This is a genomic window from Ruegeria sp. BC6 (assembly GCF_056539185.1).
Genome location: NZ_JBQFUM010000002.1, coordinates 420,594 through 447,323, shown reverse-complemented (window position 1 = coordinate 447,323; position 26,730 = coordinate 420,594). Strand labels below are relative to the sequence as shown.

The following is a 26,730-nucleotide window of genomic DNA, read 5'->3' as shown; positions in this document are numbered from 1 at the left end:
AAAACCCCTGAGTCCTCAAAACGGCTCTCTCCGGTCAGACGACCGGGGAGAGCTGCCGGGACCAGTCAAAGGTAAGGACAATGGACGCAATCCTACTGCAAATTCTGAACGGGCTGGACAAGGGCTCGGCCTATGCGCTGATCGCGCTGGGGCTGACGCTGATCTTCGGCACGCTCGGCGTGGTGAACTTTGCCCACGGGGCCCTGTTCATGATCGGCGCCTTCTGTGCCGTCACGCTTCAGAAGATCTTCAACCTCAGCTACGAGGTGGTCGACGAGACCCAGACCGACTTTCTGGGCAACCCGCTGAAGGTGAAGACCCCCTATGTCGAAAGCTGGTTCGGCCCCGAACTGGGCGCGACCATCATCGACTGGTCCGTGCCACTGGCCATCCTGTTTGCCATCCCGATCATGTTGATGGTCGGCTACGTGATGGAACGCGGCCTGATCAAGCATTTCTACAAGCGTCCCCATGCAGATCAGATACTTGTGACCTTCGGCCTGGCCATCGTTCTGCAAGAGATCATCAAGTATTTCTTCGGCGCCAACCCGATCCAGACCCCGCCGCCTGCGGCACTGAGCGGGTCCGTCGATCTGGGCGTGGCGCTGGGGTTCGATCCCAACGCGATCATCTATCCGATCTGGCGTCTGGTCTATTTCCTGTTCGCGGTCGTGATCATCGGAGGCGTGTTCTCGTTCCTGCAGTTCACCACCTTCGGCATGGTCGTGCGCGCCGGAATGGCCGACCGGGAGACCGTGGGCCTTCTGGGCATCAACATCGACCGACGGTTCACCATCATGTTCGGCATCGCAGCCGCGGTGGCTGGGCTTGCGGGCGTGATGTACGGGCCGCTGAACCCGCCCAACTATCACATGGGCATGGATTTCCTTGTGCTCAGCTTCGTGGTCGTCGTAGTCGGCGGCATGGGCTCGCTGCCCGGCGCGGTTCTGGCCGGGTTCCTTCTGGGCATCCTTGAAAGCTTTGCCTCGACCACCTGGGCGACCACCACGATCCCGGGCATCAACCAGATCATCATCTACCTTGTCGCCATCATCGTTCTTCTGACCCGTCCGCGGGGTCTGATGGGCCGCAAAGGCGTGATGGAGGAATAACCCATGCTGGGACTGAACAAAAAAGACACAAGCCTGCTGATCGTCGTCGCAATCCTGACGCTGCTGGCCCCCTTCATCCTGAACCCCTTCCCCACTGACAGCGCCATGGCGCAGTTCAACGCGGGCTATCCGGACCTGATGCAGCGGTTCGTGATCTTCGGCATCTTTGCCATCGGGTTCAACATCCTGTTCGGCCTGACCGGATACCTGTCCTTTGGCCACGCGGCCTTTCTGGGGGTGGGGTCCTACTCGGCCGTCTGGATGTTCAAGCTGCTCAGCTACAACGTCATCCCGGCCATCGCGCTGAGCGTCGTGGTCGCCGGGCTGTTCTCGGTGCTGATCGGCTATGTCAGCCTGCGCCGGTCGGGCATCTACTTCTCGATCCTGACGCTGGCCTTCGCGCAGATGAGCTTTGCGCTGGCCTATTCGGTGCTGTCGAACCCCAAGTTCAACCTGACCAACGGGGAAACCGGCCTGCAGGTCTATGCCGACGACCCGCAGATCCTGCAGGGGGCCAATGCGCCCGATCTGCCGCATCTGTTCGGACTGCCGATGCGCGCGACCTACACGATGGATGTGGGCGCGTGGAGCTTTGACTTCAACGCGGGCTACTATCTGTGCGCTGTGATCATGATGGTGGTGTTCTACCTGGCGATCCGCATTTTCCGTTCGCCCTTCGGCATGATGCTGCGGGCGGTGAAGTCGAACCAGCAGCGGATGAACTATACCGGGCTGAACTCCAAGCCCTACACTCTGGCCGCTTTCGTGATCTCGGGCATGTATGCCGGTCTGGCCGGTGGCCTGATGGCCGCAATGGATCCGCTGGCCGGCGCAGAACGGATGCAGTGGACCGCCTCGGGCGAGGTCGTTCTGATGACCATCCTGGGCGGCACCGGCACCCTGATCGGACCGGTTCTGGGCGCGGGCTTCATCAAATATTTCGAGAACATCTTCTCGAAGATCAACGACAACGTGCTGCACAGCTGGTTCGCGTTCCTGCCTGACGGGCTTGAGGACGCGGTGGTGTTCATCATCCACCCGTTCATCGGCAAGGGCTGGCACCTGACCCTGGGCATCCTGTTCATGCTGGTGGTGATCTACCTGCCCGGCGGGCTGGTCGAGGGCGGTCAGCGGTTGCTGAACTGGATCCGCCGCAAAAGCGTTGGCGGGGATGACACCCGCGAAGGCAAAACCGAGCCGGCAGAATAAGGAAACGCGTCAATGGCAATTCTGAAAGTAAAAGATGTCAGCAAGCGCTTCGGCGGCCTCAAGGCCCTGACGGACGTGAACCTGAGCGTCGAGGAAAACTCGGTCCATGCAATCATCGGCCCCAACGGGGCGGGCAAGTCCACACTGCTGAACTGCCTGGTGGGCAAGCTGATCCCGGATACTGGTTCGGTCTTGTTCGACAACCAGTCTGTGCTGGGGCGCGAGCCGTACCAGATCAACCAGATGGGCATCAGCCGGGTGTTCCAGACACCCGAGATCTTTGGCGAGCTGACCGTGATGGAAAACATGCTGATCCCGATCTTCGCGATGCGCGACGGGGCATTCCGCATGCACGCCTACGAGACCATCGCCAACGAAAAAGAGGTGGTCGAACAGGCCGAGGCCATGCTGGAAGAGATGAACATGGCCGACAAGCGGCACATGCATTCAGCCTCGCTGTCGCGCGGCGACAAGCGGCGGCTCGAGATCGGCATGTGCCTCAGCCAGAAGCCGCGCCTGCTGCTGCTGGACGAGCCCACGGCCGGCATGGCACGGGCCGACACAAACAACACTATCGACCTGCTGAAGCAGATCAAGGACGAGCGCGACATCACCATCGCGATCATCGAGCACGACATGCATGTGGTGTTCAGCCTGGCCGAGCGGATCACCGTCCTGGCGCAGGGCACGCCGCTGGTCGAAGACACCCCCGAAAACATCCGCGGTAACCCCAAGGTCCGAGAGGCCTATCTGGGCGAGGCGGCGTGAGGAAAAGCTATGAACGAGAAACCTGACTTTTCGAAAAACGCCAACATGGCCAGCACCGCGCCCGCGTTCCTGTCGGTGTGGGATATGCATTCGTACTATGGCGAGAGCTACATCGTCCAAGGCGTCAGCTTCAACGTCCACGAAGGCGAGATCCTGGCCCTGCTGGGGCGGAACGGGGCCGGGAAGACTTCGACCCTGCGCTCGATCGCGCGGGTGGGCGAACCCGAGGTGCGCCACGGCGAAATCTGGCTGGACCACAAGCCGCTGCACAACATGACCAGCTACGAGGCTGCCGCCGCAGGGCTGGGCCTTGTGCCCGAGGATCGGCGGATCATCCCCGGCCTGACGGTCGAGGAGAACCTGCAGCTGGCCCAGATCGCCCCCCCGATCGGCTGGTCGCTGGAACGGATCTACGAGCTGTTCCCGCGTCTGGGCGAACGACGCAAGCAGGAGGGCGTGACCCTTTCGGGCGGCGAACAGCAGATGCTGTCTATCGCCCGGGCGCTGGCCCGGGACATCAAGGTGCTGCTGTTGGACGAACCCTACGAGGGGCTGGCCCCGGTGATCGTGGACGAGATCGAAAAAACGCTGATCCACATCAAGCAGCAGGGCATGACCACAATCATCGTCGAACAGAACGCGGTGCGCGCGCTGCAACTGGCCGACCGGGCAATCATTCTGGACACGGGTTGCATCGTGTTCGACGGCACTGCGGACGAAGTGCTGGAAAACACCCAGCTGCGCGAGGAATATCTGGCGATCTGACCCGCGTCAGTTGGGCAGGCAGGCCCATTCGGCCACGACCTGCCCCTGTCGCAGGGCCAGAACCGTGCCGAACTGGTTCAGAACCGCTTCACTCTGACTGGGGCGCAGCAAGGCGATATCGCCGGGCTGCGCCCTGGTTGTTTTGGGACCCACCCAGACCTCTTGATTGCTTGAACGCCCGAACACGCCGGAACAGCCGAACCCCTCGGGCCAGACGGGGCTGGCCAGGTAATGCCCACCGGAAATGGCGAGGTTCGTCCGGCGCAGCCCGGGCAGGTCGACCCCCGGCACCGGGTTGCGCGGCATCACTTTGAGGATCGGCGTGGCCAGGAACAGGGCAGGCAGAAACGCCCCGGTCGATGCATGGTCAAAATCCGAAGGTTTCACCAGAACCGACCCAAAGGCGACCTCGGTCGCCAGGCTCCGCGTGGCCGGGTCCTGAAAAGTCAGGCTGCCACCAGTGTTCAGGCACAGCCCCTGCGCCCCCTGCGCTAGTGCAGCGACCGCCCGTTCATATGCTTTCGCACTGGCTCGCCGCGCACGGCGTCGGAGCAGCGCAGGCAGTTTGGCCAGATGCACCTCGTACCCCATCACGCCTGACAGAGCGGCATGGGCATGATCCGCGATCCGTGCCGCGACGCCCGCGACCTGATCGGGGGTCAACCCGCCGCGATGCAGGCCCACGTCGATCTCGAGCGACAGGCGCAGGGTTTGGCCCGTGTCAGCGACAAGCGACAGATACGCGTCCAGCCGCTGTGGCGTGTCGATCAGCCACTGCACCCGCCGGGCAGCGTCAGGATGCGTCTCAAGAATCCGCCGGGCGGCCGTCACCGGCAGCGGTTTGCCCAGCAGGTGATCGGTGTCCGGCTCGGCGGCTAGCAGCGCGGACAGCATGGGTTCGGAAAAGCTCATCAGGCCCGTTGTCGGAATCCGGGCGCGGATATGGTCCAGCAGAGGCAGGCACGGCAGCGATTTGGCCACCAACCGGGCCTGCAGGCCGTGGCCCAACCCCGCGCGGGCAGCGTCGCAATTCGCCTCGACCCGGTCCAGATCGACGGCGGCAACCGGCCGATCGACGCCATGATCGCGCAGCGCCTGGGCGAGATGTTCAAGATACTGTGCGGTCATGGGCGAAACATCCAGGCCAGTGCGGGTGTCAGGAACTTGCCCTTTGGGTCCAGCCGTTCACGCAATGCGCAGAAGGCATCGAAATCGGGATAGAGGCGCGACAGATCGGAATAGGTCAGGCTGTGCAACTTGCCCCAATGGGGCCGGCCGCCGGCCTGCAGGAACAGCGGTTCCATCGCCTCGAAATACCGCAGATGGCCTTCCTTCGCATCGGTGTGGATGGCGACCGATACCCGCGGGCCACCCCGGAACGGTGACAGGCAGCCGTCGTCGCCTGCGGTCTGCCGCACCTCGATCGGGAAATAGATGTCGGCGTGGTCACGCTCCAACCGTCGGATCAGCTCTGACAGCACGTCACGGGCGTTTTCCGGCGGAAGGTGGTATTCCATTTCCTTGAACCGGATATGCCGGTCGCTGCACAACACACGCCAGCTTTCGCCAGTGTAGTCCTCGTCGGATTGGGCCAAGGTCAGCAGACGCAGCAGGGCGCGCCGCAAACCGGGGCTGAGCCCACCCGCGCTGCGCGCCAGCTTCAGAACCTTGACGGCGATCATGTCCAGATCGCGCGGCGCGCGGGTCTCGGGTGCGTCGGTGATTTCGTGCCGGATTTCAACGGTCTTGCCGGTGAAGGGAATGTAGAAGAACTCGAAATTCCGGTTCTCGTCCCAATGCTGATGCATGCGCTCCAGTGTGTCCTGCAGGTCTGACAGACGCACCCGGCGGCGCAGGTTGTATTTCGGCACAACGTTGATCTGCGCCTCGGTCACGATGCCCAGCATCCCCAACGATACCTGCACCATGTTCAGTGGAATGTCGTCGGTGGTCAGGGTCTGTCCGTCAGCGCCGATCAGCCGGGCTGCAGTGATCTCGGCAGACAGGCACGGCAGGGTACGCCCGGTGCCATGGGTCGCCGTGCCCGCCGCGCCGGCCAGAGTCTGCACGTTGATATCACCCAGATTGCGGAAGGCCATGCCATGCTCGGCCAGTGCCGGTGACAGGTCGCGCAACCGGGCATTGGCGTTGACCCAGGCCCGTTCGCCTTCGATCTGCGTCACGGCAGGCAGGTCCAAGGCGGTCAGGTCAATGATGTGTTGCGCCCCCGGAACCAGTGGCGTGAAGGAATGCCCTGCCCCGACCGGACGCAGGGTTTCGGCCGAGGCGATCAGTTGCTGCAACTCTTCGGTCGTGGTCGGCCGCTTGGGCCGTATTTGGCTGGTCTGGTTGCCTGCCCAGTTCTGCCACATGGCTGATCCTCCTCCCGTCCGGGGCAGAGGATTGCAGCCGGGGCGAAACCGAACAAGCCCGGTTTTCAGGACGTTACGTCGGGAAAGCTGTTATTCGGCGGCAGGCCGCAGGTTGGCGGCGCTGTCGAACCAGGCCTCGATGGCGTCTAGATCGGGTTCAAGCGCCTGCGCCGCACCATCGGTGAAACCCACGAACTTGTCACGGTTCAGGCCGTTGACCCCGACCAGCACCGGGATATCCAGCGCCAGCGCCTCGCCGATGACGGGGCGGAACCCGCGGCCATCAGCCTCGTGCTTGCCGAACTTGTTGACGATCAGCAGTTGCGGACGGTCGGCCAAAGACGCCGTCACATATCCCACCGCCTGCTCCAACGCGGCCGGGTCCAACCGGCATCCGCGCGACTGGCTGCCCAGCGATTGCGAGATGCGAATGGTTTCGCCATCCGGCAGCACGCGCAGGTCCATGTCGCATTTGCTGCTGTCGGCGCATTCGGTGTTGGTCTGAACCACACCGGCCAGACGGGCGCCCTTGGCCAGCAGGCGTTCGGCAACCGCGCTCAGCAGGCGGTCGGTCGCGCCGCGATCGGTGGTGGTGACGTAGGCCAGGTGCATCGGCAGACCTTTCTGGGTTTCATCCTGTTGTTTCAATTAGCACGCATGGGGCGCCCCTGCCAGCACCCGCATCAAGGCAGCGGAGACACTCCGATCACCGGCGCGTGCAGGTGCAACAGCGCGGCATAGGCCAGCCCGGCCACCAACCAGACCCAAGGCCTCGGCCATGCGCGCGGCAGCCGCAGCGACAGGCGTGCTGTGTTGCGCGACAGGTGCGGCCAGTCGGCCCCCATCTCGCGCGCCTTGCGCCTGTCGATCAGGGCCATGCCCATCCAGGCGAAACCCGCGAACAGTCCGAACAGAACCACATGCGCCAGGCTGCCATTGGCCAGCAGATGCGCCAGCGCCCACAGCATCATCGCCAGCAGGATCGGGTGGCGGGTGGTGCGCAGGATGCCGGGCTGCTCGGGGTTGAACGGGCGGCGTCCCAGCCCGCCGAAGGAAAACGGGTTGGTCGCCGCAAATCCGGCCACCGCCAGCCAGCAGACGACGGGCATCACCAGCAGCGGTACCCAGCGCAGGATCGCCAGCGGCGGGATGACCTCGACATAGGGCGCGTCGGCCGCGGCCACGATCAGCCAGGCCAGAACCGCCAGCGACAGCGCGGAATAGACTGCGAAATAGGGCCCGCGCCCCATTAACCCGATCAACCGCCCGCGCACGGCCGGACGCGCCGGAATGGCGTGGCTCAGCAGAAAGATCAGAAGTGCAGCAACAAAAGCGCCCCAACCGGCCATGGTCATCTCCGCCTGTTTTGCGCCCGGAATACCGGGGGAAACGGCCCCGGTCCTTGTCCAAAATCAAGTGTGGTCGGGGGCAGCTGCGCCGCCCCCGATCCAACGTTACAGGCCCAGCGCCTTGCGGCGTTCCTCGGCAAAGCCCTGAACCATGCGGTCGGCGATCAGCGCCAGGATGGCCATCGCCGCCCCGGCCGAAATGCCCAGCCCCACATCCGCCTGCCCGAGCGCCAGATAGATCGACTGGCCCAGACCGGTCGTGCCGATCAGCGCCGCGATCACCAGCATCGCAAAGGCATAAAGGATCGTCTGGTTCAGCCCCAGCAGGATCGTGGGTGCAGCATAGGGTGCACGCACGTCGCGCATGATCTGCCACTCGGTCGCGCCGCTCGAGATCGCGGCCTCCATCATCTCGTCCGGGGTGTTGACTAGCCCGTGACGCGTATAACGGATCATCGGCACGATCGCATAGGCGCAGATCGCCAGAAAGGCCGAGAACTCGCCGATCTGGAACACCATCAGCACCGGGATCAGGAACACGAACAGGGGAATCGTCTGCAGCATGTCGCAGATCGGGCGCACGATCTTCCAAACCGGCGACCAGACCGCGCTGGCGAGGCCGATCAACCCGCCGACAACGGCGCAGAAGAACACCGCCGCACCGCTGAGATAGAGCGACAGCAGCGCCCTCTCCCACAGGCCCGAGATCAGGATCGTGCTCAGCAGCGCCACCGACAACGCCGCCAGACGCCAACCGCCCGCCACCCAGCCCAGCGCCGCCGCGCCGGTCAGCACAAAGGGCCATGGCAGGTTCGCGATGCCGGTTTCCAGCATGCCGATCAGGATCAGCGTGACCAGACCACCGGTCAGATGCCCCCGCCATGCCATCAGCAAGGCGATCACCGCACCGGCCGCAAACAGGCCATAGCTCATGGCCGGGGTCCACTGGAACCCCCAGGTAAAGGGCAAAACCGCCTGATCCAGACCGATCCGCAGCGGCAGCAGGACATAGAACATCGAGTTGTTCTTGAGCGCATCCAGCCACGGCCCGTTATTCTGGGTAAAGGCTGTCAGGCCGCTGTCCACCGCCTCCGCGACCGGATCCAGCAGCGTCAGTTCGGACGGGTTGGGCAGCCGCGCCCAGAACAGCAGCGTGAACAGGACCGCAAAGCCGAGAAGCGCCCAGACGACGCGGTTGTCGTGGTGTTTGCGCTCGGTTGCGAGCGTGCCGCTCATACGGTCGATCACCACGGCAAAGACAACGATCACCATGCCGGCCAGCAGAGATTCACCGAACTGCGCCTTGCGCATGGTCAGCAGGACCTCCCAGCCGATATCGTTGAACCCGCCGATGACCGCAGCGATGATCACCATCGACAGGGCCGCCATCAGGCACTGGTTCACACCCACCATGATCTGTGTCGCCGCCGCCGGGATTTCCACCTGGAACAGCTGCTGGAACCGGGTGCCGCCCGACATGATGGCGGCTTCCTTGATCTCGGGCTCTACGCGCTCCAACCCCAGCATCACGTTGCGCGCCATCGGCGGCGCCGCATAGATGGCCGAGGCGATCAGGCCCACCACAGGGCCAAACCCGAACAGCAGGAGCAACGGTGTCAGATAGGCAAAGGTCGGCACCGTCTGCATGATGTCCAATACTGCCTGAACCACCGATTTCACCCGCGGCACTTCGTTGGCCAGAATGCCAATTGCACTGCCGACGATCAGCGCGACCGGGACCGAAACGGCCACCAGCGCCAAGGTGTTCATGCTCTCGGCCCAATAGCCCGAAGCCAGCACGAAGCTGAGGCCTAGAAAGCCCAGCGCCGCCATGGGCAACCCGCCCAGATACCAACCGAGTGCAGTCACCAGCCCGATCAGGATCGGCCAGGGCGTATTTCCCAACACGAAGTTGGCCCAGTTCATCGGATAGGCCATCAAATCGGAAAACAGCCGGGCCGCCGGTTTGATCGCGTTCAGAAACCAGTCGAGGAAGGCGCCAACCCATTGCGTGGCCGGCACCTCCCATGTCGCAGGCCATTTGACGAGCCAGGGCGCGTGCGGCTCAAGCGCCAGACACAGCGCGCCCACGATCAGCGTGATCAGGGCCGCCTGCGCTCCGGCTGTCAGGTGAATCCGAGTGGGTCTTGGAACATCGGCGACGACGGTCATGCGTCATCCACCTGCAGGGCTGCGGCCAGATCCGAGGGGTGCACGGTGCCGACGATCGCGCCGGTTTCGTCATGCACCGGCACGGGCTCGTACAATGCCATACAGCGCGCCAGCGCCGCGTCCAATGTCATCTTTGTTGTCAGGCCAGGGTCATCGGGACCGCGCTCGGCCTCGCCCGCTTGCATGACCGAGGCGACTTTGGCGTGCTGGCCCTTGGCCACGTCCTTTGAGAACTCGCGCACATAGTCGTCAACGGGGCGCAGAACGATATCCGTCGGCGTGCCGATCTGCACAATCTTGCCGTCCCGCATGATTGCGATGCGGTCCGCCAGCTTTAGCGCTTCTTGAATATCATGCGTGATGAAGACGATGGATTTCTTCAGCGTCGCCTGAATGCGCAGGAATTCGTCCTGCAGCTGCCGCCGGATCAACGGGTCCAAGGCCGAAAACGGCTCGTCCAAGAACCAGATGTCGGGGTTCACTGCCAAAGACCGGGCGATGCCCACGCGCTGACGCTGACCGCCCGAAAGTTGCCGGGGAAAGCTGTCCTCGCGGCCCTCAAGCCCTACCAGCGAAATGACTTCCTGCGCGCGGGCCAGACGTTCTTTGCGGCCCACACCCTGCACGCGTAGCGGATAGGCGACGTTCTCGGCCACCGTCATGTGCGGGAACAGTCCGAAATGTTGGAACACCATGCCCAGTTTCTTGCGGCGCAGTTCGGTCAGCTGCTTCTTCGGGGCACCCATCACGTTGTCGCCGTCGATGCGGATCTCGCCACCCGTTCCGGGCAACAGTTGCGAGATGCAACGGATCAGGGTCGACTTGCCGGACCCCGACAGACCCATGATGACGAACAATTCACCATCGCGGACTTCGAAATTTGCATCCTGAACAGCCGGGATGAACCCCTGTTCGCGCAAATCGGCGGCGGCCTTGTCGGCGTCGTTCCCTGACCGAGACAACGCGTCGGTCAGGGCTTTTTCTGCGCCTTGGCCAAAAACCTGCCAGAGAGACTGGCAGGCAATGGCTGGCGTATTCGCGTCAGTCACTTAGGTGGCTCACTTCGTTGCCGCGTCCACGACCGGACGCCACTTGTCTTCGTTGTCCGCCATCCAGGCCGCGACGACCTCTTCGACCTTGCCGCCGTCAACGTCGATTGCACCCATCATCGGCTGCTGGTCTTCGACCGCCAGTTGATAGTTGCTCAGGATTTCATACGCGGCAGGCCACTTGTCCGCCAAACCGCTCCACCCGGCTTTGAAGATGCGCGAGGGCGAGAAATCGCAGTCGTTGACGGCATTGGGGTTCGGCCCCCAGGCCGGATCATTGAAGCAGGCGTCTTCACCCGGCGGCAACTCAACGAATTTCACATCATAGGCCGACATGGCCCAATGCGGCTGCCAGAAGGTGATCAGCAGGGGCGACTTGCGATCGGTCGAAGCGCGGAGTTCGGCGATCAGCGCGCCCTCGGACCCGGCAGGAATAGCCTTGAACGGCAGTTCAAGCCCCACCATGCGGTCTGCCCCGGGCGTACCCCAGTCAGCCGGATAGTCGACCAGACGTCCCATCGGCAGGGTCTCAGCCGTTGCAAAATTCTGCGCGCAGTCCTTCAGCGCTTCCCACGCGGGCAGACCCGGGCACAGGTCGGCAACATGGGCCGGATATGCGATGCCTTCCTTCGCATCGAGGCCAAGGTCGCCGATTTCGACCACGGTGCCCTCTTCGATTTTCTTGGCGTATTCGTCCGACACGTTCGACGACCAGATCTCGAGCGTGGCGTCGATGTCTCCGTCGGCCAGCGCCTGGAACTGGTTCAACATGCCCGCGGTGACGAATTCAACCTGGTAACCGGCGGCCTTGAGCATCTCTGCAGCGACATGCGTGGTGACGTGCTGGCCCGTCCACTCGTTGATCGCCAGTTTGATCGGCTCGTCCACCGCGCCCATGTCAGCCGCGTGCGCGGCGCCAGCGACCATGATCGCCAGAAGGCTTACATTCAGTTTTTTCATGGATTTTCTCCCTGTTTCTTTGTTTTGCCCACCCCGGCGGAAACATGCCCGCCGGCTGACTTGTCTAACGACAATACCATGTCGCAACATGCACAAATTTGGCCGGAAAAGGAAAGCGAACAGTTCGCGTCATTCCCAATAAACGGCCTTGGTACCGCATTTCATTCCCCTTGCGCCCTCGTGTCGTGGGGCGGCTTGCCCGAGGTTTCGCGGACCGGACATTGATTGACGAGTCAATCACAAACCCAATTGGGGTCGTTTGTCGAGTATTTCTTGTGACGATGGGGCAAATTCCTGATTTTCCGACTGTTTTGCCCAAATGGCAGACCATACTCGGCCGCCGCCCTTGCATTGAGTGGAACAAATTGGCAACATTTGGCGCGAAGGGAGCTTTGCTATGCACCATTTCGATGAGATCTATGGACTGGCGGCCGACCGGCACGGCGGGCAGCACGCGCTTGAAGACAAACTGTCCAAGCCCAAATCCGCAGAGGAATTGGCCACCCTGCCAGAGGATCGGTGGCTTTCGACAATCACAAAATGCATCTTTCAGGCTGGCTTCAATTGGAAGGTCATCGAGGCGAAATGGGACGGTTTCGAGGCGGCCTTTGACGGGTTCGACGTCGGGCGCTGCGCCTTCATGGATGATGAGAAATTCGACGCGCTGTTGCAGGACACGCGCATCGTGCGCAACGGCACCAAGATCGCCACCGTGCGCGACAACGCAGCGTTTCTTCTGGAACTCCGCACGGAAGGCAGTGTCGGCAAAGTGTTGGGCGGCTGGCCGTCGACCGACTATGTGGGACTTTTGGACATGCTCGCAAAACGTGGTTCTCGGTTGGGCGGGGCTTCAGCCCAGTATGCTATGCGCTTTGCCGGAAGAGACAGCTTTATCGTGTCACGCGACGTAACCGCCCGTTTGATCGCAGAAGGCGTCATCGACAAGCCAGCCACCTCCAAGAAAGCGATGGCTGCGGTACAGGGAGCCTTCAACACCTGGATGCGTCAATCCGGCAGGTCGTTGACCGAAATCAGCCGGGTGCTTGCGATGAGCCTCTAGAATCGCTTGCGACCGAACGACAGCGGGCTAGGGTTTGGTCATGGTCCGGTTGATTTCGATCCTGCTCTTTCTTGCTCTGTTTTCCTGCGGTCGCCCTCTGACCGAGAACGAGCGCGCCTTTGCAAGCAAGGTTCAAGGTGAAACGCTGGATCTTGACCGGGTTCGGCTGGTCGAGGGCGCGCCGGTCGCCTCCATCACCTACGAACGAAAAGCCAGACCGAGGCTGGCTTGCCGCGAGCGTATCCAGCCGCCGGTCAAGGACGAGATCGTAACCGGAAAACCGGCGGCGATCGCGCTGTTCAACCGGGTATACTTCACCAAGGACTGGTATCTTGACGACTACATGGCGCAGTACCCCGACCAGATGAACCTGGTGGCCGCCATGATCTTTGCCCATGAACTGACCCATGTCTGGCAATGGCAGAACCGGAAAACCACTGGCTATCACCCGTTGCGGGCGGCTGCCGAACACGGTGGCCGCAAGGACCCTTACCTGTTCGATCTGGATAACTCGGCCGATTTTCTGGACTACGGGTTTGAGCAGCAGGGCGCCATCGTCGAGGAATATGTCTGCTGCCGCGCATTGGATCCGGACGCCCCGCGGACCCAGCGTTTGCATGACATGCTGGCCAAGCATTTCGACCCGGAAAAACTGCCGGGTGCCCGGAGAGAAAGCGACGTGATCATCCCTTGGAGCGGCGCCAAGGTGGAAGGCATCTGCCGCTGAGGTTCACATGCCCTGCAAGGTCTTTAGATACGCGACCAGATCGGCAATCGGCTTGCTGGTCAGGATCGGCTGGCCGGCATCTGTCTTGATGGCGGTGTCCTGCCCTTCGAAATACGGCCCGTAGACCGGCATTGGACTGCCATGGCTGACCAGAGGATCACGCCCGTCTATCCGCTGCACCACACGCGCGGTCGGAAATTTTCCGCCCGCGTCACCAAGCGTCTTCAGATTGGTCGGTTGGATCAACAGCACGCCGGCCATTGGCCCATGTCCAGTCGCATCCAGTCCATGACAGGTGGCGCAATGGTGCAGGTAAAGCTGCTCCCCAGCTTCGGCATCCTGGGCTGCAGCACCTGTGGCGGCAATCGCACCCGCCATGGCCAATGCCGTAAACGTCAACAGTTTCATTGCGTTCCTCCGTTCTAACGCCAAAAGCAGGGTTGCCCGAACCGTCACGACCCGCAATGATCCAGATCAACGAAATCGGCTAAGGGGTCCGGGCCATGACACATTATGCAGCCATCATGCTCGCCGCCGGGATCGGAGTTCCGATTCTCGCCGCGCTGAATGCGGCGCTCGGAAAACTGATCGGCTCGCCCACCACCGCTGCGGTCATCCTGTTTGCAGTGGCGTTTGGGTCTTCGGCGCTGGTGATGCTGCTGTTCCCCGGAACACAAGCTTTGGCAAAGGTTGCGCAGACCCCGAAACATCTGCTGTTGGGTGGGGTTCTGATTGCCTTCTACGTGCTATCCATTACCCACGTCGCACCGCATTTCGGCGTCGGCAACGCGGTGTTCTTCGTGCTGTTGGGCCAGTTGATCAGCACCGCGGCCATCGACCATTTCGGCCTTTTCGGCGCGCAGGTCACACCGCTTACCCTGATGCGCGCCGGCGGGATCGCGGTGATGGCCGTAGGCGTCGCGATCACTCAGCTGGCCTGAGCACACCCCCATCCAGCCGCAGCATCCGGTCCATCCGCGCCGCCAGGTCAAGGTTGTGCGTGGCAATCAACGCCGACAGGCCGGACTCGCGCACCAGATCCATCAGCGCGGCAAAGACCTGATCCGAGGTACCCGGGTCCAGATTCCCTGTTGGCTCGTCCGCCAGCAGGACACGCGGTTCATTGGCCAGGGCCCGGCAGAAGGCCACCCGCTGCTGCTCCCCCCCCGACAAAGCTGCCGGGCGGTGGTCGGCACGTTCGGCAACGCCGACACGGCCCAACAGATCCATCGCGCGGGCCTTGGCCGCCCTGTCGGACACTCCGTTGGCCAATTGCGGAAGCACGACATTTTCCAGCGCGGTGAACTCCGGAAGCAGGTGATGGAACTGATAGACAAAACCCACATCCCGCCGACGCATAGCAGTGCGGGTGCGGTCGCCTTTGCCGGTTGCGTCCTGCCCGCCGATTTCGACCGTCCCTGAATCCGGCGCATCCAGAAGACCGGCGATATGCAGAAGGGTCGACTTGCCCGCGCCCGAAGGCGCCACAAGCGCCACCGCCTCGCCCGCGTGCAGCTCCAGATCGGCGCCGCGCAGCACCTGCACCTCGGCGGGCGTGCCTTTCAGATAGGTCTTGGTCAGGCCGGTCAGACGCAAGGTGGCATCATTCATAGCGCAGCGCCTCGACCGGGTTCAGCCGTGCCGCACGGCGGGCCGGGAAATAGGTGACGAAGAAGGACAGACCCAGCGACAGCCCAACCGCCTTGAGCACGTCCGACAGGTGCAGCTCGGCCGGCAAGGCATAAATGCCCCTTATCGCCGGATCCCAGACGCCGCCGCCCATCACGTAGTTCACGAAAGAGAAGATCGGGTCGATATAGAGGGCGAACAGGCAGCCCAGGATGACGCCCATCGCGGTGCCTATGATCCCGGTGAAGGCACCACAGATGAAAAACACCCGCAGCACCGAACCCTCGCTCAGCCCGATAGTACGCAGGATGCCGATGTCGCGCCCCTTGTTCTTGACCAGCATGATCAGGCCCGAGACGATGTTCATCGCGGCGATCAGCACCAGGATTGACAGGATGATGAACATCACGTTGTCCTCGACTTCGAGCGCGCGCAGAAAGCCGCCTGACGCGTCCTGCCATGTCCAGATCTGCGACCGTTCTCCCGCCGCCTCAAGGATAGGGATCAGGATCGGGTTCAGGTCCTCGGGGCGGTCGACCATCACTTCGATCTCGTCGGCGACACCTTCGCGGTTGAAAAAGCTCTGCGCCTCGGAAAACGGCATGTAGACACGGGTTCGGTCGATGTCATAGCGCCCGGCCGAAAACACGTAGACGACTTCATAGGCATTCACGCGGGGCGAGGTGCCGAAGGCGGTCTTGACCCCGTTGGGCGAGGTCAGCTTGACCCGATCCCCCACTGTTGCACCGATGGCGCGGGCCACGCCCGAGCCTATGGCGATCCCCTCCTCGAACCGGGACAGGTCGCCGTAAGCCTGATCGCTTTCGGCAATACCGGGCAGGCTGTAGAGGTCGTCGGGGCGAATACCGAACAACTCGACCCCGCTGCTGCGATCGCGGTTGGTGATCAGGACCTGCCCCTTGACCAGCGGCGCGGCGCGCTGAACGCCCGGCACCTGCGCGATGCGTTCGGCCATGGCGTCGTATTCAACGATGGTGCGATCAACCTGCCCTTGCGCGTCCAGTTCGCCGGCCGAGTAGACTGTTACATGAGCGTTGGCCCCAAGAATGGTGCCCACGAATTCGGACCGGAACCCTGACCGGACCGCCAGCGTGGCGATCAGCGCGAACACGGCCAGCGTGATCCCGATCAACGAGATCCAGGTCATCACGCTTACACCGCCTTCGGCACGCCGGGCGCGCAGATAGCGCCAGGCGATCTTCCATTCGAAGGCGGCAAAGGGAGGGGGTGTTCTGGCCATTCCTGCTCCGGCAAATAAGATCGGGTGACCCTTGTCCCGAACGCATTTTCGGTCAAATCACCTACCCCAATTGATGAAACAGCTTCAAGCCAAAAGCGCCAAAATGGAGTGCGATAAAGCACGCACCCAATCAAAAAAACTCGTCAGGCGTGCAATACACAGGAACAGACGTGAAGACCAAATTCCTCACAATACGCGTGAGTTTGTTTCTAATATATCAACAAATCAAGAATATGAACTCCAACTGAGTTCGTTTTGCAACTAAAGTGGAGAAATATAGTTTCAAGTTTTGCTTATTCCGTGAAACTTTGTCACACTATCGGTTCAGGGGGGGGACACGTTAACCAGTATTAGAGCGGGGTCGCTCATGAGTTTTCAGAAGGAACTATTTAGTCCTGGTAAAGCCGGGATCAAAAACAAATCAACTGAGCTTGATAGCGAAAGCGCAGCGTTGCTACGGGCATCCATCAGACCGCTTTTCACAAACGCCTTAGACTGGGGCGCATTGTCTGGCATCCTTCGGGAAAAGGGATACAGCCTTGCGTTTCGGGATGGACGTCTGTGCCTGATCGATCAGGCGACAGGTGGCCGGGTGTGCGGGCTGAAATTTCTGGGATTTGAACTGCGCGAACTGGTGCGGCGAATGGGTCGCCCGATGGTGATCGCCCGCGGTGATAACGCGGATGGCGACTTGATCATCTCCAGCCCTGATCCCAAGCTGCGGGAAAGCTAGACATACGAGGCCGACAAGTCGAGTAACGCAATCCGACCATTGTCCTGCCCTCAGGTTCGGTTTGTCCTTTGGTGTTGCCACGCATTTCTGCGAAAGAACTTTCTTATCTTGTATTTGCTGCGCGACTTTGCGCGTTCGCTCATGAACTCTTCACCCGCATCTTCGGCTATGACATCAGCCAGTAATACTTCTGCGTTCCAAGGATCATACTCTATCAACCTCCTTTCTTTGAGAGAGGGCCGGTAGAACGATGTTGCGACCGCGTTAAACATGGTCGCGGCGAAGGACATGGACGAGTTGGATATAGCCACATGCGGAGCAACGCACAAAGCCATGAAATCTGTAACAAATTCCGGAGACGGAAGCGGGTGTGGGGCATCTTTTGCAGAAACCGTTCTGAAGGCATCAAAACCTCCCAACACTTCATCTAGTTCGTCACTGGCAACATAAACCGTAAGTTCGCCGACCCTTTTCTGCAGAGTAGCAAGCCAAGCCGTGTACCATTCGGAAGGCGCACGAAAGAAAATTCCAGTCCCGTAATCGCCCCGCCGCATATGTACCGCGACAACGGTTCCTGGCAATTCCGAAAACCAGCCCTGTAGTCGTTTTGCAAAATCTGAATAGGGAGGTTTGAACGAAAACTCTCCACACAATCGATCCCGTTGCGGGGAGTACAAACTCGTTGGATACTGAAAATATCCAGACACATCTACGCCATCCAACGGGCCAGTCGCATTCCGAATGGGGCAATGCTGCGGGTCTTTAATATCCTCAACCAACTTCCGATCCTGTTCAGGCAGACTGTTGCGGCCCGGCTGAATCTTGAAAATGGCGTCTCCGTCCCAAGGCGGATTTGCAAACTCCAGACCATATTTGGCGGCATGGAAAGACAGAAACATGTATTGGAAAATCTGATTCCCAAATCGCCCGTTGCCACCGATTTCCGCGTTAGTGATCAATTTCACACCACCTTACCCAGAGGACTCTCTTTATTTCGACGCCTTGCTTTTTCGCCAGAATTGCCATGCCCGACGGCGCGCCTTCCTAAGGCTTTGTCCAAGAGCCGGCCTGAGGGCTTCGGGGAATTCGTCGATTGCTTGTAATGTCCGGCATAAGCTGAGGGGCATGTTTCCCTGATAGTACCAACTCAGGCAATCCGCGACTGTGTAGTTCCTCGACAGTGTTTCAAAACCATTTATGAAAGTGTACCACGCCATAGCGTAATCTCGCGCAACGCGCGCGTCGTCTGCTGACGCCCCGCGCGATGAATACTCCGAGATCGGCATTTCTAGATCAATCCCCTTAGCGCCGCCGGCAAACATACGAAGCACCAGATCATAATCCGATGCGACCGCGAAACCCAGATCATGCCCGCGGAGCCTATTAAACAAGTCGCTTCGGATGAAGACAGAGTTGTGTGAAAAAGGCATCCGCTGAAGAACTGAATTCGGATCGGGACGGCGGTCTTTTTTGATCTGGCCGTCTGAGCCGCGCTCGACTGTCGAGCCGTAGGCAAAGTCCGGTCCTCTTCTCACCAGAACGTCTGCCGCCCGGTTCAGAACATCATCCGCTGCCAACGAGTCGTCGGAATTGAGGAACAGCACGTATTCGCCGCGTGCGGCTTTGACGCCGCGATTCATCGCGTCGTACAGGCCTTGGTCCGGTTCACTGATCAGCCGCGTGCGCGGCGCGTCGGCGATCAAATCCTGAATGAATTCGACCGTCCCGTCCGTCGAAGCTCCGTCCTGAATGATGTGCTCGGAACGGTCGCAGTTCTGCCGCGCCATGCATTCGATGACGCGGCGAAATGTGTCCTGCCGCCCTTGCGACAACAGGTTCCAAGTCGCCGTGATCACCGAGATCAGCGGCGCGTCACCGGTTTCAGACGGAGCGCTCATAGATCTCGGCAATGCGGGTTACGGCGGCCTCGGGGCTCAGCTCTTCGCTTTCGCCGGTGCGGCGGCTGGTCAGTTCGACCACCCCGTTCTTCAACCCGCGCGGGCCGACGGTGATACGCCAGGGCAGGCCGATCAGGTCCATCGTCGCGAACTTGCCCCCTGCCCGCTCGTTGCGGTCGTCATAGAGCGGCTCGAGCCCCAGCGCGGTCAGCGCCTTGTAGATCTTGTCGCAGGCCGCGTCGGCCTCGTCATCGCCTTGCTTCAGGTTGACGATGCCGCAGTGGAACGGGGTCACACCCTCGGGCCAGATGATGCCCTTGTCGTCGTGGCTGGCCTCGATAATCGCACCGATCAGGCGGCTGACGCCGATGCCGTGGCTGCCCATGTGCACCGGAACCTGCTTGCCGTCGGGGCCTTGCACCGTGGCGCCCATCGGCTCGGAATACTTTGTGCCGAAATAGAATATCTGCCCGACCTCGATGCCGCGCGCGCTGCGGCGGCGTTCTTCGGGCACCTGCTGGAATAGGGCCTCGTCATGGGTTTCGTCCGTGCGGGCGTAGAGCGAGGTGAACTCCTCCATGATCGTCTGGCACTGGGCCTTGTCGTCATAGTCGATGTCGCGCTCGCCCAGACGGATGTCAGTGACCGCGCTGTCATAGAACACCTCGGATTCGCCGGTTTCGGCCAGCACCAGGAATTCATGCGTGTCGTCACCGCCGATCGGGCCGCTGTCGGCGCGCATCGGGATCGCCTGCAGGCCCATACGTTCATAGGTGCGCAGATAGCTGACCAGGTGGCGGTTGTAGGCGTGCAGCGCGTCTTCTTTCGTCAGGTCAAAATTGTAGCCGTCCTTCATGTAGAACTCGCGGCCGCGCATGACGCCGAAACGGGGGCGGATCTCGTCGCGGAACTTCCACTGGATCTGGTACAGGGTCAGCGGCAGGTCTTTGTAGCTGCTGACGTGACCGCGGAAGATGTCGGTGACCAGTTCCTCGGCGGTGGGCGTGTACAGCATGTCGCGACCGTGCCGGTCCTGCATACGCAGCATTTCCTGACCGTAATCATCATATCGCCCGGATTCCCGCCACAGATCGGCCGATTGCAGGATCGGCATCTGGATCGGGATGTGACCGGCGCGGATCTGCTCCTCGTGCACGATGTTTTCCAGCTTGCGCAGCACCTTGAAGCCAAGCGGCAGCCACGAATAGATCCCGGCGGCAGCCTGCTTGATCATCCCAGCGCGCAGCATCAGCCGGTGGCTGACGATCTGGGCCTCGGACGGGTTTTCCTTGAGTACGGGCAGAAAGTAACGGCTGAGGCGCATGTTTTTACCTTGCAGGTGAGAATTCCACGGCCACGTGATTATGCGAAAGCCCCGCCGGGAGCAATCGGGCAATGGCGGATTTGCGACCTCAGGTCAGTCGGAATTTTGATTGACCCGCCAATCAGGCCTCGAAACAGTGGGAAAAGTTCTGAAGACGAGGCCCCAATGCAGACCATCCGCGAACCCGCCCGAGACATCCCCGTGGTGCACAAAACTGACGTACTTGTGGTGGGCTCTGGCCCGGCAGGGCTGGCCGCGGCGCTTGCTGCCGCGCGCGCCGGGGCCGAGGTCGCTCTGCTGGACCGTTTCGGCTGCATGGGCGGCAATATCACCACCGTCGGGGTCGAGGGCTTTGCCTGGTACCGGCACGACAAGACCATCGAGGCCGGCGGCATCGGATGGGAGTTCGAGCAACGCGCCAAGGAGATGGGCGCGGCGGTCCCAGAAAGCCAATCGCTGAGCTACGAGTTGGACAGCGAGGGTTTCAAGCTGGTTGCTGACCGGTTGGTGGAAGAGGCCGGGGTCCGCCCGATGCTGCATCGCCAGTTCGTGGCCCCGATCATGGACGGCGACCGGATCACTGGTGTGATCACCGAGTCGAAGGCAGGGCGCGAGGCAATCCTTGCCCGCATCGTGATCGACGCCACGGGTGATGCCGACGTGGCCCACCGTGCCGGCGCACCGACCCGCAAGACCGAGCCGGAACAGATGATGGCGGCCTCGGTCATGTTCCACCTGGCCGGGGTTGACAAGCGCGCCTTCATGGAGGGCGTTAAGGCCGACCCGCAGACCTACAAGGACTGGGGCGGCGGCGGCGAATGGAACATCGAGACCAGCGGCAAAGAGGACGACATGTTCTCGCCCTTCGTCTACAAGCCGTTCCAGCAGGCCATCGACCAAGGCCTCATTCCGGCGCATCTGAACACCATCGCGGGCACCTGGGGCGCAATGCATGACACGGGCGAACTGACCTACATGAACCTGATCCACCTGGCCGGGATCGACGGGACGGACCCGGACAGCCTGACCAGGGGCGAGATCGAGGGCCGCCGCCAGACCATGCTGGCGATTGACGCTCTGCGTCGGTTCATGCCCGGATGCGAAAATGCACGGCTGCGCAACTTCGGCATGACCATCGGCATCCGTGACACCCGCAAGATCGACGCGGTCTACAACATGACCGAGGACGACGTGCGCCATCAGGGCCGGTTCGACGACACGATCGGCATCTACCCGGAGTTCATCGACGGTTACGGCATCCTGATCCTGCCCACCACCGGGCGCTACATGCAGGTACCCTACCGCTCGATGCTGCCCAAGGGGGTGCGTGGGCTGCTGGTGGCTGGCCGGTCTCACGGGGCCGACCGCATCGCCCACGCGGCGACACGCAACATGGCTTGCTGCGCGGTGATGGGCCAAGGGGCCGGCATCGCGGCCGCCATCGCACTGAAAAGCAATCAGGAGCTGTCCGAATTGAACCTGGCCCCGGTTCATTCCGAATTGGACAGACAAGGCGTGAGGATCCACTGATGGAACACATCCCGACGATCGACATTGCGCCGTTGTTGCAGGAGGCCCACCCTGACCACGGAAAAACCGTTCAGCAGGTTATGGACGCGTGCACCGGGATAGGTTTCCTTTCGATCACCGGCACGGGCATCCCGCCAGAGCTGGTCGAGCGGGTCCGGGCTTGCGTTCGCGCTGTTTTCGACGTGGACGAAGCTAGCAAATGGCAGCAGGCGATCACCCGTGAGAACTATCGCGGATATATCCCGATGGGGTTTTTCACGCCCAATGACGGGTCGGGACATGCGGACAAGTATGAGGGTTACAAGTTGCACCACGAAGTGGCCGAGGATGCGCCCATCCGCCGGGTTTGCGCGCTTTACGGACCCAACCTCTGGCCCGCAGAGGTACCGGATGCGCGGGACATCATCCTTGAATACTGGGCGCGATTGGATCAGGTGGCCGACAGCTTGCTGGGCGCGTTGGAAGCCGGGCTGGAACTGCCTGCGGGCTGCCTGCGGAATGCGTTCCGTGACCCATTGACCAACATGACTTTGCTGCACTACCCGCCGCAGGCCCCGGAAGAGGGCGGCTATGGCATCCACCCCCACAAGGACACTGACGCGTTGACCATCATCGCCCCCGACCCGGTGGGTGGGCTGGAGGTCCAGACGCGGGGCGGCGGCTGGATCACTCCCGACTGCCCAACCGGTGGGTTTGTCGTCAACATCGGGGACATGCTCGAGCTCTGGTCCGGCGGGCGCCTGAAATCGACCCCGCACCGCGTGGTCAACCGATCCGGAAAGGAGCGCTACTCTTTTCCCTATTTCGCGGTACCGCGGCACGAAGTGGTGGTTTCTCCGATGCTGCCGCCCCTGCCGGGATTTGACCGCCCGTCCGTGCATTGCGGTCACTGGTCCGCCGAGATCTGGCGTACCAACTGGTCCGACGAGACCGCCGCCGAAGACACGCCGGAACTGGGCACTCTGCACGACTGAGACACAAAAACACTGATCCATGAACCGCTTGCATCGCGGGCCTTCATCAGCCAAGAACAAGGGCAACGACGCAGTCAGGAGGCCGCGATGGCGTTGCCGGTTCGGGATCAATTCAGATATTGGGGCATCGCCGCTGCAATATTCATATTGCTGTTGTGGCTGCTGGGCGACGTTCTGCTGCCATTCGTGATCGGCGGCGCAGTGGCCTATTTCCTGGATCCCGTAGCCGATCGGCTGGAGAACATGGGGCTTTCGCGCGCGGCTGCGACGGCGATCATTACCGTCTTCAGCATTCTTGCCTTTGCCTTGATGATCCTGATGGTGGTTCCGGCCCTGATCACTCAGCTGATCGATCTGGTGGACGTACTGCCCAGCCTGTTCCAGGAATTGCGAGCCTTCGTCGAGCGGCAATTACCGTCGCTGCTGGACCGGGAATCGAACACCCACCAGTTCCTTCTTTCAATGGGCGACACGCTGAAGGGCAAAACAGGCGACATCCTCGAAACGGTCATGGCTTCGGTCGGGTCAGCGGTGAACATCGTGGTCCTTCTGGTGATTGTGCCCGTCGTGGCCGTCTACCTTTTGCTGGACTGGGACCGGATGATCGCCCGGATCAACGATCTGCTGCCCCGGGACCATGCGCCGACGATCCGCAAGCTGGCCGCCGATATTGACGCTGTGCTTGCCTCGTTCGTGCGCGGCATGGGTACGGTTTGCCTTATCCTGGGCACCTACTACGCCGTTGCCTTGATGATCGTCGGCCTACAATTCGGCCTGGTGGTCGGTTTCATCGCCGGGTTGGTCACCTTCATTCCCTATCTGGGCGCATTGATCGGCGGTACGCTGGCCATTGGCTTGGCGCTATTCCAATTCTGGGGTGACTGGGCCTCGATCGGTCTGGTGGCAGGGATATTCGCCATCGGCCAAGTCGTCGAAGGCAATTTCCTGACGCCCAAACTGGTTGGTGACTCGGTCGGGCTGCACCCGGTCTGGTTGCTTCTGGCCTTGTCCGTTTTTGGCGCGCTATTCGGGTTTGTCGGCATGCTGATCGCCGTTCCAGTCGCTGCGGCCTTGGGCGTGCTTGCACGTTTCGGAACTTCGCAATATCTGACAAGCCGCCTGTACACGGGGCGTGACGAGCTGGATCCGGAAAGCGAGTGAATGGCCAAACAGCTGAGCTTTGATCTTCCGGCGATGACGGCGCTGGGGCGCGAGGATTTTTTCGTATCTCCCGCGAATGCGCTGGCCGTCGCAATGATTTCGGCCAATTCTTGGCCGGGCAACAAGCTGGTCCTGAGCGGCCCGGCCGGATCGGGCAAAACCCATCTTGCGCATGTCTGGGCCGCCGAGACAGGCGGGCGTATCGTGCAGGCCTCTGATCTGAAACACGAAGATGTTCCCGCACTTGCGCAAAGTCCCGTGGCGGTCGAGGACATCCCGATGATCGCCGGGGATATAGACCAGCAGAAAACCCTGTTTCACCTCCACAATCTGGTCCTGGCCGAGGGGCATGCCCTGCTGATGACCGGGCGCCTTGCCCCCAAATACTGGGAACTGCCGCTGGCAGACCTGCAAAGCCGGGTGGAAGGTGCCCATCATGTGGCGCTTGATCCGCCCGATGATGCCTTGCTGTGCGCGGTTCTGGCCAAGCTGTTCGTCGACCGACAGCTGAACCCGGGGCCGGACGTCATCGCCTACCTCGTCAAGCACATGGATCGCCGGTTTGAAACCGCAGCCGAGGTGGTGGCCCAACTTGATCAGGTCGCTTTGGCAGAAAAGCGCGAGATCACACGGACCTTGGCCGTGCGCGTTCTGAACAACGAAATCGACACGGCGGTTTCCGGTGATTGACCCGTGGGGTCCGATTTCGCATCCTGCGCGAGGCAACGTTGGGGAGATCATGGAACAGAGCGCTGCAAGGATCCCGGACTGGGGACCATTCGGAAGACCGCTGTTCGACCATCCGGGAATCCGAGATCTCTCGCGCGTTGGCGTGGTCGATGTCGGATCGAACTCGGTTCGGATGGTTATCTTTGACGGCGCGGCCCGGTCACCCGCTTATTTCTACAACGAAAAAGTCATGTGCGAGCTTGGCGCCGGGCTGTCGGAAACCGGCAGGCTGAACCCGCGCGGTCGCGTACGTGCGCTGGCGGCGCTGCGGCGCTTTGAACACCTGTCCCGCGATCTTGGCCTGCCCGGACTGCACGTTGTAGCCACCGCCGCCGTGCGCGAGGCGGAAGACGGTCCGGAGTTCTGTCAGGAGGTTCTGGCCGAGACAGGGCTGCATATCTCGGTCATCGACGGCGAGGAAGAGGCCCGATTGTCGGCACAGGGCGTCCTACTGGGCTGGCCGGGCGCCTACGGCCTGATCTGCGACATCGGCGGTTCGTCCATGGAGCTGGCAGAGATCGGCGGCGGATCGGTCGGACGGTGCGTGTCCTCGTCTCTGGGGCCGCTCAAACTCCGGGATATCAAGGGCGGACGCCGCGCCCGCAAAGCCCACATCAAGGAAACACTCGAGGCGCTTCGTGACCAGATGGGGCCGCAGCGCGACCGACTGTTCCTGGTCGGCGGAAGCTGGCGAGCCTTTGCAAGGTTGGACATGCTGCGCCGCGGATATCCGCTGAACGTGCTGCACGAATACCGCATGACCACCAAGCAGGTGCGCGAAACGATCAAATACATCGAAAAGGGCGACCACGAACACCTGCGCTCTCAGGCTGGGGTCTCAAGCTCGCGGATGGCCCTGATTCCGTATGCCATGGACGTGCTGTCGCGGCTGATCCGCACCTTCAAACCCAAAGACATCGCAATATCCAGCTATGGTATCCGCGAGGGCCTGCTGTATGAGCAGATGCCGCAGATTCTGCGGGATTGCGACCCTTTGATCGAGGCCTGCCGGTTCTCGGAGCAAAAGGACGCTCGCCTGCCCGGTTTCGGGCCGCATCTTTATGATTTTGTGATGCCGCTGTTCCGGTCCGCCCCTCCGGCCCGAGTTCGGCTGATCAAGGCGGCCTGCCTGCTGCACGATGTGAGCTGGCGCGCCCACCCCGATTATCGGGCCGAGGTCTGTTTCGACAATGTGACTCGCGCCAACCTGGGCGGCCTGAAACACTCGGAACGTGTCTTCATCGGACTTGCCCTGCAGCATCGTTACCGGAACAAGCGAGAGGGCAACCGGTTCGCCCCTCTGTACGAACTGCTGGACGAGCGCGACCAGAAGCAGGCCGAGATTCTGGGAAAGGCCATGCGTTTCGGCGCAATGCTCTGGATGCAAAACGACGCGGCAACTGGCAAGCTGCGGTTCTACCCCAAGAAGCGCGAACTGGAGTTTTATCTGCCCAAGTCGCTCAGCCCCTTGTTCAACGAAGTGGCCGAGGCAAGATTCGAGTCACTGGCAAACGCGCTGAAATCGCGCCCGATCGTCAAAATGCAGGGCTGATCCGGACGATCAGATATCGGTTGCGCCTTCATCGTCCTCTTTGGGAGCAACCTCATCGGGCTGGTCGGGAACGTCCGGTTTCCTGCGGATGATAATGTCGCCATTGGGCAGCATTTCGGGCGCCTCATAGGCGCTCCAATCCTTGACCTTGCCGCCGATCTCGGCAAGGGCCGGGCCCATCTCCTCGATAAAGGACTGCATGGCCGGGCCGAATTGCTCGGCAAGCCCCAGAAGATCCTCAAGCGCGGGCTCCATTTCCTTTCGCAGGCCCTCGAAGAACAGTTCGGCCCCCTGCTCCATCAGGGACTTACCGCCTTCGTCCTGGGCCGCGGCCGGCGCGGCAAAAAGGGCCGCGGCACCTATCAGCATCAATCGTTTCATGACCAGAAATATAAG

General features: G+C 61.6%; 27 protein-coding genes. 13 read left to right on the top strand and 14 right to left on the bottom strand.

Annotated features, from left to right (window positions below; all coding sequences use genetic code 11):
• Positions 1–80 precede the first annotated feature (80 nt).
• From ACR0MM_RS09670 to ACR0MM_RS09655, 4 genes are read left to right on the top strand one after another with little or no spacing between them, the layout of a single operon-like run.
• The gene (locus tag ACR0MM_RS09670; RefSeq protein ID WP_170340251.1) at positions 81–1,112 is read left to right on the top strand and encodes a branched-chain amino acid ABC transporter permease; all 1,032 of its coding nucleotides are present in this window, start codon (positions 81–83) and stop codon (positions 1,110–1,112) included.
• 3 nt (positions 1,113–1,115) lie between these two features.
• Positions 1,116–2,321, top strand: a complete 1,206-nt coding sequence (locus ACR0MM_RS09665; RefSeq protein WP_093964813.1) for a branched-chain amino acid ABC transporter permease — start codon at positions 1,116–1,118, stop codon at positions 2,319–2,321.
• A 12-nt stretch (positions 2,322–2,333) separates the two neighbouring features.
• Positions 2,334–3,089 (top strand): ABC transporter ATP-binding protein, encoded by a 756-nt coding sequence (locus tag ACR0MM_RS09660; protein ID WP_093964812.1) that lies wholly within the window; start codon positions 2,334–2,336, stop codon positions 3,087–3,089.
• Positions 3,090–3,098: 9 nt separating this feature from the next.
• Entirely contained in the window at positions 3,099–3,854 is a 756-nt protein-coding gene (locus tag ACR0MM_RS09655) for an ABC transporter ATP-binding protein (RefSeq protein WP_093964811.1), read from the top strand.
• A 6-nt stretch (positions 3,855–3,860) separates the two neighbouring features.
• Here the strand turns inward: ACR0MM_RS09655 and ACR0MM_RS09650 are convergent, their stop codons facing one another.
• The 7 genes from ACR0MM_RS09650 to ACR0MM_RS09620 all read right to left on the bottom strand — a co-directional run bounded on the left by ACR0MM_RS09650 (position 3,861) and on the right by ACR0MM_RS09620 (position 11,756).
• Entirely contained in the window at positions 3,861–4,982 is a 1,122-nt protein-coding gene (locus tag ACR0MM_RS09650) for an alanine racemase (protein WP_480695848.1), read from the bottom strand.
• On the bottom strand, positions 4,979–6,226 hold the full coding sequence (locus ACR0MM_RS09645; protein WP_480695846.1) for a D-arabinono-1,4-lactone oxidase: 1,248 nt from the start codon (positions 6,224–6,226) through the stop codon (positions 4,979–4,981). Before ACR0MM_RS09645 ends, ACR0MM_RS09650 begins: the two co-directional genes overlap by 4 nt.
• Positions 6,227–6,316: 90 nt before the next feature.
• A complete protein-coding gene (locus tag ACR0MM_RS09640; protein ID WP_480696015.1) occupies positions 6,317–6,838 on the bottom strand; it encodes a DUF2478 domain-containing protein in 522 nt (173 codons plus the stop codon).
• Between the two features lie 71 nt (positions 6,839–6,909).
• The gene (locus tag ACR0MM_RS09635; RefSeq protein WP_480695844.1) at positions 6,910–7,575 is read right to left on the bottom strand and encodes an NnrU family protein; all 666 of its coding nucleotides are present in this window, start codon (positions 7,573–7,575) and stop codon (positions 6,910–6,912) included.
• Positions 7,576–7,680: 105 nt separating this feature from the next.
• Complete coding sequence (locus ACR0MM_RS09630; protein ID WP_480695842.1) at positions 7,681–9,747, bottom strand: ABC transporter permease; 2,067 nt, start codon at positions 9,745–9,747, stop codon at positions 7,681–7,683.
• A complete protein-coding gene (locus tag ACR0MM_RS09625) occupies positions 9,744–10,796 on the bottom strand; it encodes a quaternary amine ABC transporter ATP-binding protein (RefSeq protein ID WP_093964806.1) in 1,053 nt (350 codons plus the stop codon). The genes ACR0MM_RS09630 and ACR0MM_RS09625 overlap by 4 nt, the downstream gene beginning before the upstream one ends.
• Positions 10,797–10,805: 9 nt before the next feature.
• The gene (locus ACR0MM_RS09620; protein ID WP_093964805.1) at positions 10,806–11,756 is read right to left on the bottom strand and encodes an ABC transporter substrate-binding protein; all 951 of its coding nucleotides are present in this window, start codon (positions 11,754–11,756) and stop codon (positions 10,806–10,808) included.
• Between the two features lie 397 nt (positions 11,757–12,153).
• Between ACR0MM_RS09620 and ACR0MM_RS09615 the strand changes: the two genes are divergently transcribed.
• Positions 12,154–12,816, top strand: coding sequence for a DNA-3-methyladenine glycosylase I (locus tag ACR0MM_RS09615; protein WP_480695840.1), 663 nt, complete (start codon positions 12,154–12,156; stop codon positions 12,814–12,816).
• Between the two features lie 40 nt (positions 12,817–12,856).
• Positions 12,857–13,543 carry a hypothetical protein gene (locus tag ACR0MM_RS09610; protein WP_480695838.1) on the top strand — a complete coding sequence of 229 codons (687 nt, stop codon included), beginning with the start codon at positions 12,857–12,859 and terminating at the stop codon, positions 13,541–13,543.
• Between the two features lie 3 nt (positions 13,544–13,546).
• Here the strand turns inward: ACR0MM_RS09610 and ACR0MM_RS09605 are convergent, their stop codons facing one another.
• Complete coding sequence (locus tag ACR0MM_RS09605) at positions 13,547–13,951, bottom strand: c-type cytochrome (RefSeq protein ID WP_170340833.1); 405 nt, start codon at positions 13,949–13,951, stop codon at positions 13,547–13,549.
• Positions 13,952–14,046: 95 nt separating this feature from the next.
• On the opposite strand from ACR0MM_RS09605, the gene ACR0MM_RS09600 reads away from it, so the two are divergent.
• Positions 14,047–14,484, top strand: a complete 438-nt coding sequence (locus tag ACR0MM_RS09600) for a DMT family transporter (protein WP_170340233.1) — start codon at positions 14,047–14,049, stop codon at positions 14,482–14,484.
• Here ACR0MM_RS09600 and ACR0MM_RS09595 read toward each other — a convergent pair.
• Both ACR0MM_RS09595 and ACR0MM_RS09590 read right to left on the bottom strand, forming a co-directional pair.
• A complete protein-coding gene (locus ACR0MM_RS09595; protein WP_170538145.1) occupies positions 14,468–15,154 on the bottom strand; it encodes an ABC transporter ATP-binding protein in 687 nt (228 codons plus the stop codon). The genes ACR0MM_RS09600 and ACR0MM_RS09595 overlap by 17 nt on opposite strands.
• Positions 15,147–16,433 carry a lipoprotein-releasing ABC transporter permease subunit gene (locus ACR0MM_RS09590; RefSeq protein WP_480695835.1) on the bottom strand — a complete coding sequence of 429 codons (1,287 nt, stop codon included), beginning with the start codon at positions 16,431–16,433 and terminating at the stop codon, positions 15,147–15,149. Before ACR0MM_RS09590 ends, ACR0MM_RS09595 begins: the two co-directional genes overlap by 8 nt.
• A 367-nt stretch (positions 16,434–16,800) precedes the next feature.
• Between ACR0MM_RS09590 and ACR0MM_RS09585 the strand changes: the two genes are divergently transcribed.
• Positions 16,801–17,166, top strand: coding sequence for a hypothetical protein (locus ACR0MM_RS09585; protein ID WP_170364611.1), 366 nt, complete (start codon positions 16,801–16,803; stop codon positions 17,164–17,166).
• Positions 17,167–17,216: 50 nt separating this feature from the next.
• On the opposite strand, the gene ACR0MM_RS09580 is transcribed toward ACR0MM_RS09585, so the two are convergent.
• Genes ACR0MM_RS09580 through proS form a run of 3 tightly spaced genes read right to left on the bottom strand, consistent with a single transcriptional unit; the run spans position 17,217 to position 20,388 of the window.
• On the bottom strand, positions 17,217–18,131 hold the full coding sequence (locus ACR0MM_RS09580) for an O-fucosyltransferase family protein (protein ID WP_480695833.1): 915 nt from the start codon (positions 18,129–18,131) through the stop codon (positions 17,217–17,219).
• A 24-nt stretch (positions 18,132–18,155) separates the two neighbouring features.
• Complete coding sequence (locus ACR0MM_RS09575; protein ID WP_480695831.1) at positions 18,156–19,064, bottom strand: glycosyltransferase family 2 protein; 909 nt, start codon at positions 19,062–19,064, stop codon at positions 18,156–18,158.
• Positions 19,048–20,388, bottom strand: a complete 1,341-nt coding sequence (proS, locus tag ACR0MM_RS09570) for a proline--tRNA ligase (protein ID WP_480695829.1) — start codon at positions 20,386–20,388, stop codon at positions 19,048–19,050. Before proS ends, ACR0MM_RS09575 begins: the two co-directional genes overlap by 17 nt.
• Before the next feature lie 165 nt (positions 20,389–20,553).
• On the opposite strand from proS, the gene ACR0MM_RS09565 reads away from it, so the two are divergent.
• From ACR0MM_RS09565 to ACR0MM_RS09545, 5 genes are all read left to right on the top strand, one after another.
• Positions 20,554–21,918: an FAD-dependent oxidoreductase gene (locus tag ACR0MM_RS09565; RefSeq protein ID WP_480695827.1), complete on the top strand. Its 1,365-nt coding sequence runs from the start codon at positions 20,554–20,556 to the stop codon at positions 21,916–21,918.
• Positions 21,918–22,892: an isopenicillin N synthase family dioxygenase gene (locus ACR0MM_RS09560; protein WP_480695825.1), complete on the top strand. Its 975-nt coding sequence runs from the start codon at positions 21,918–21,920 to the stop codon at positions 22,890–22,892. Before ACR0MM_RS09565 ends, ACR0MM_RS09560 begins: the two co-directional genes overlap by 1 nt.
• A gap of 87 nt (positions 22,893–22,979) precedes the next feature.
• Positions 22,980–24,053 carry an AI-2E family transporter gene (locus tag ACR0MM_RS09555; protein ID WP_480695823.1) on the top strand — a complete coding sequence of 358 codons (1,074 nt, stop codon included), beginning with the start codon at positions 22,980–22,982 and terminating at the stop codon, positions 24,051–24,053.
• On the top strand, positions 24,054–24,743 hold the full coding sequence (locus ACR0MM_RS09550) for an HdaA/DnaA family protein (RefSeq protein ID WP_170357244.1): 690 nt from the start codon (positions 24,054–24,056) through the stop codon (positions 24,741–24,743). It begins immediately after the preceding gene.
• Between the two features lie 49 nt (positions 24,744–24,792).
• Positions 24,793–26,334, top strand: a complete 1,542-nt coding sequence (locus ACR0MM_RS09545; RefSeq protein WP_170436674.1) for a Ppx/GppA family phosphatase — start codon at positions 24,793–24,795, stop codon at positions 26,332–26,334.
• Positions 26,335–26,343: 9 nt separating this feature from the next.
• On the opposite strand, the gene ACR0MM_RS09540 is transcribed toward ACR0MM_RS09545, so the two are convergent.
• A complete protein-coding gene (locus tag ACR0MM_RS09540; RefSeq protein WP_480695821.1) occupies positions 26,344–26,703 on the bottom strand; it encodes a hypothetical protein in 360 nt (119 codons plus the stop codon).
• Between the last annotated feature and the right edge of the window lie 27 nt (positions 26,704–26,730).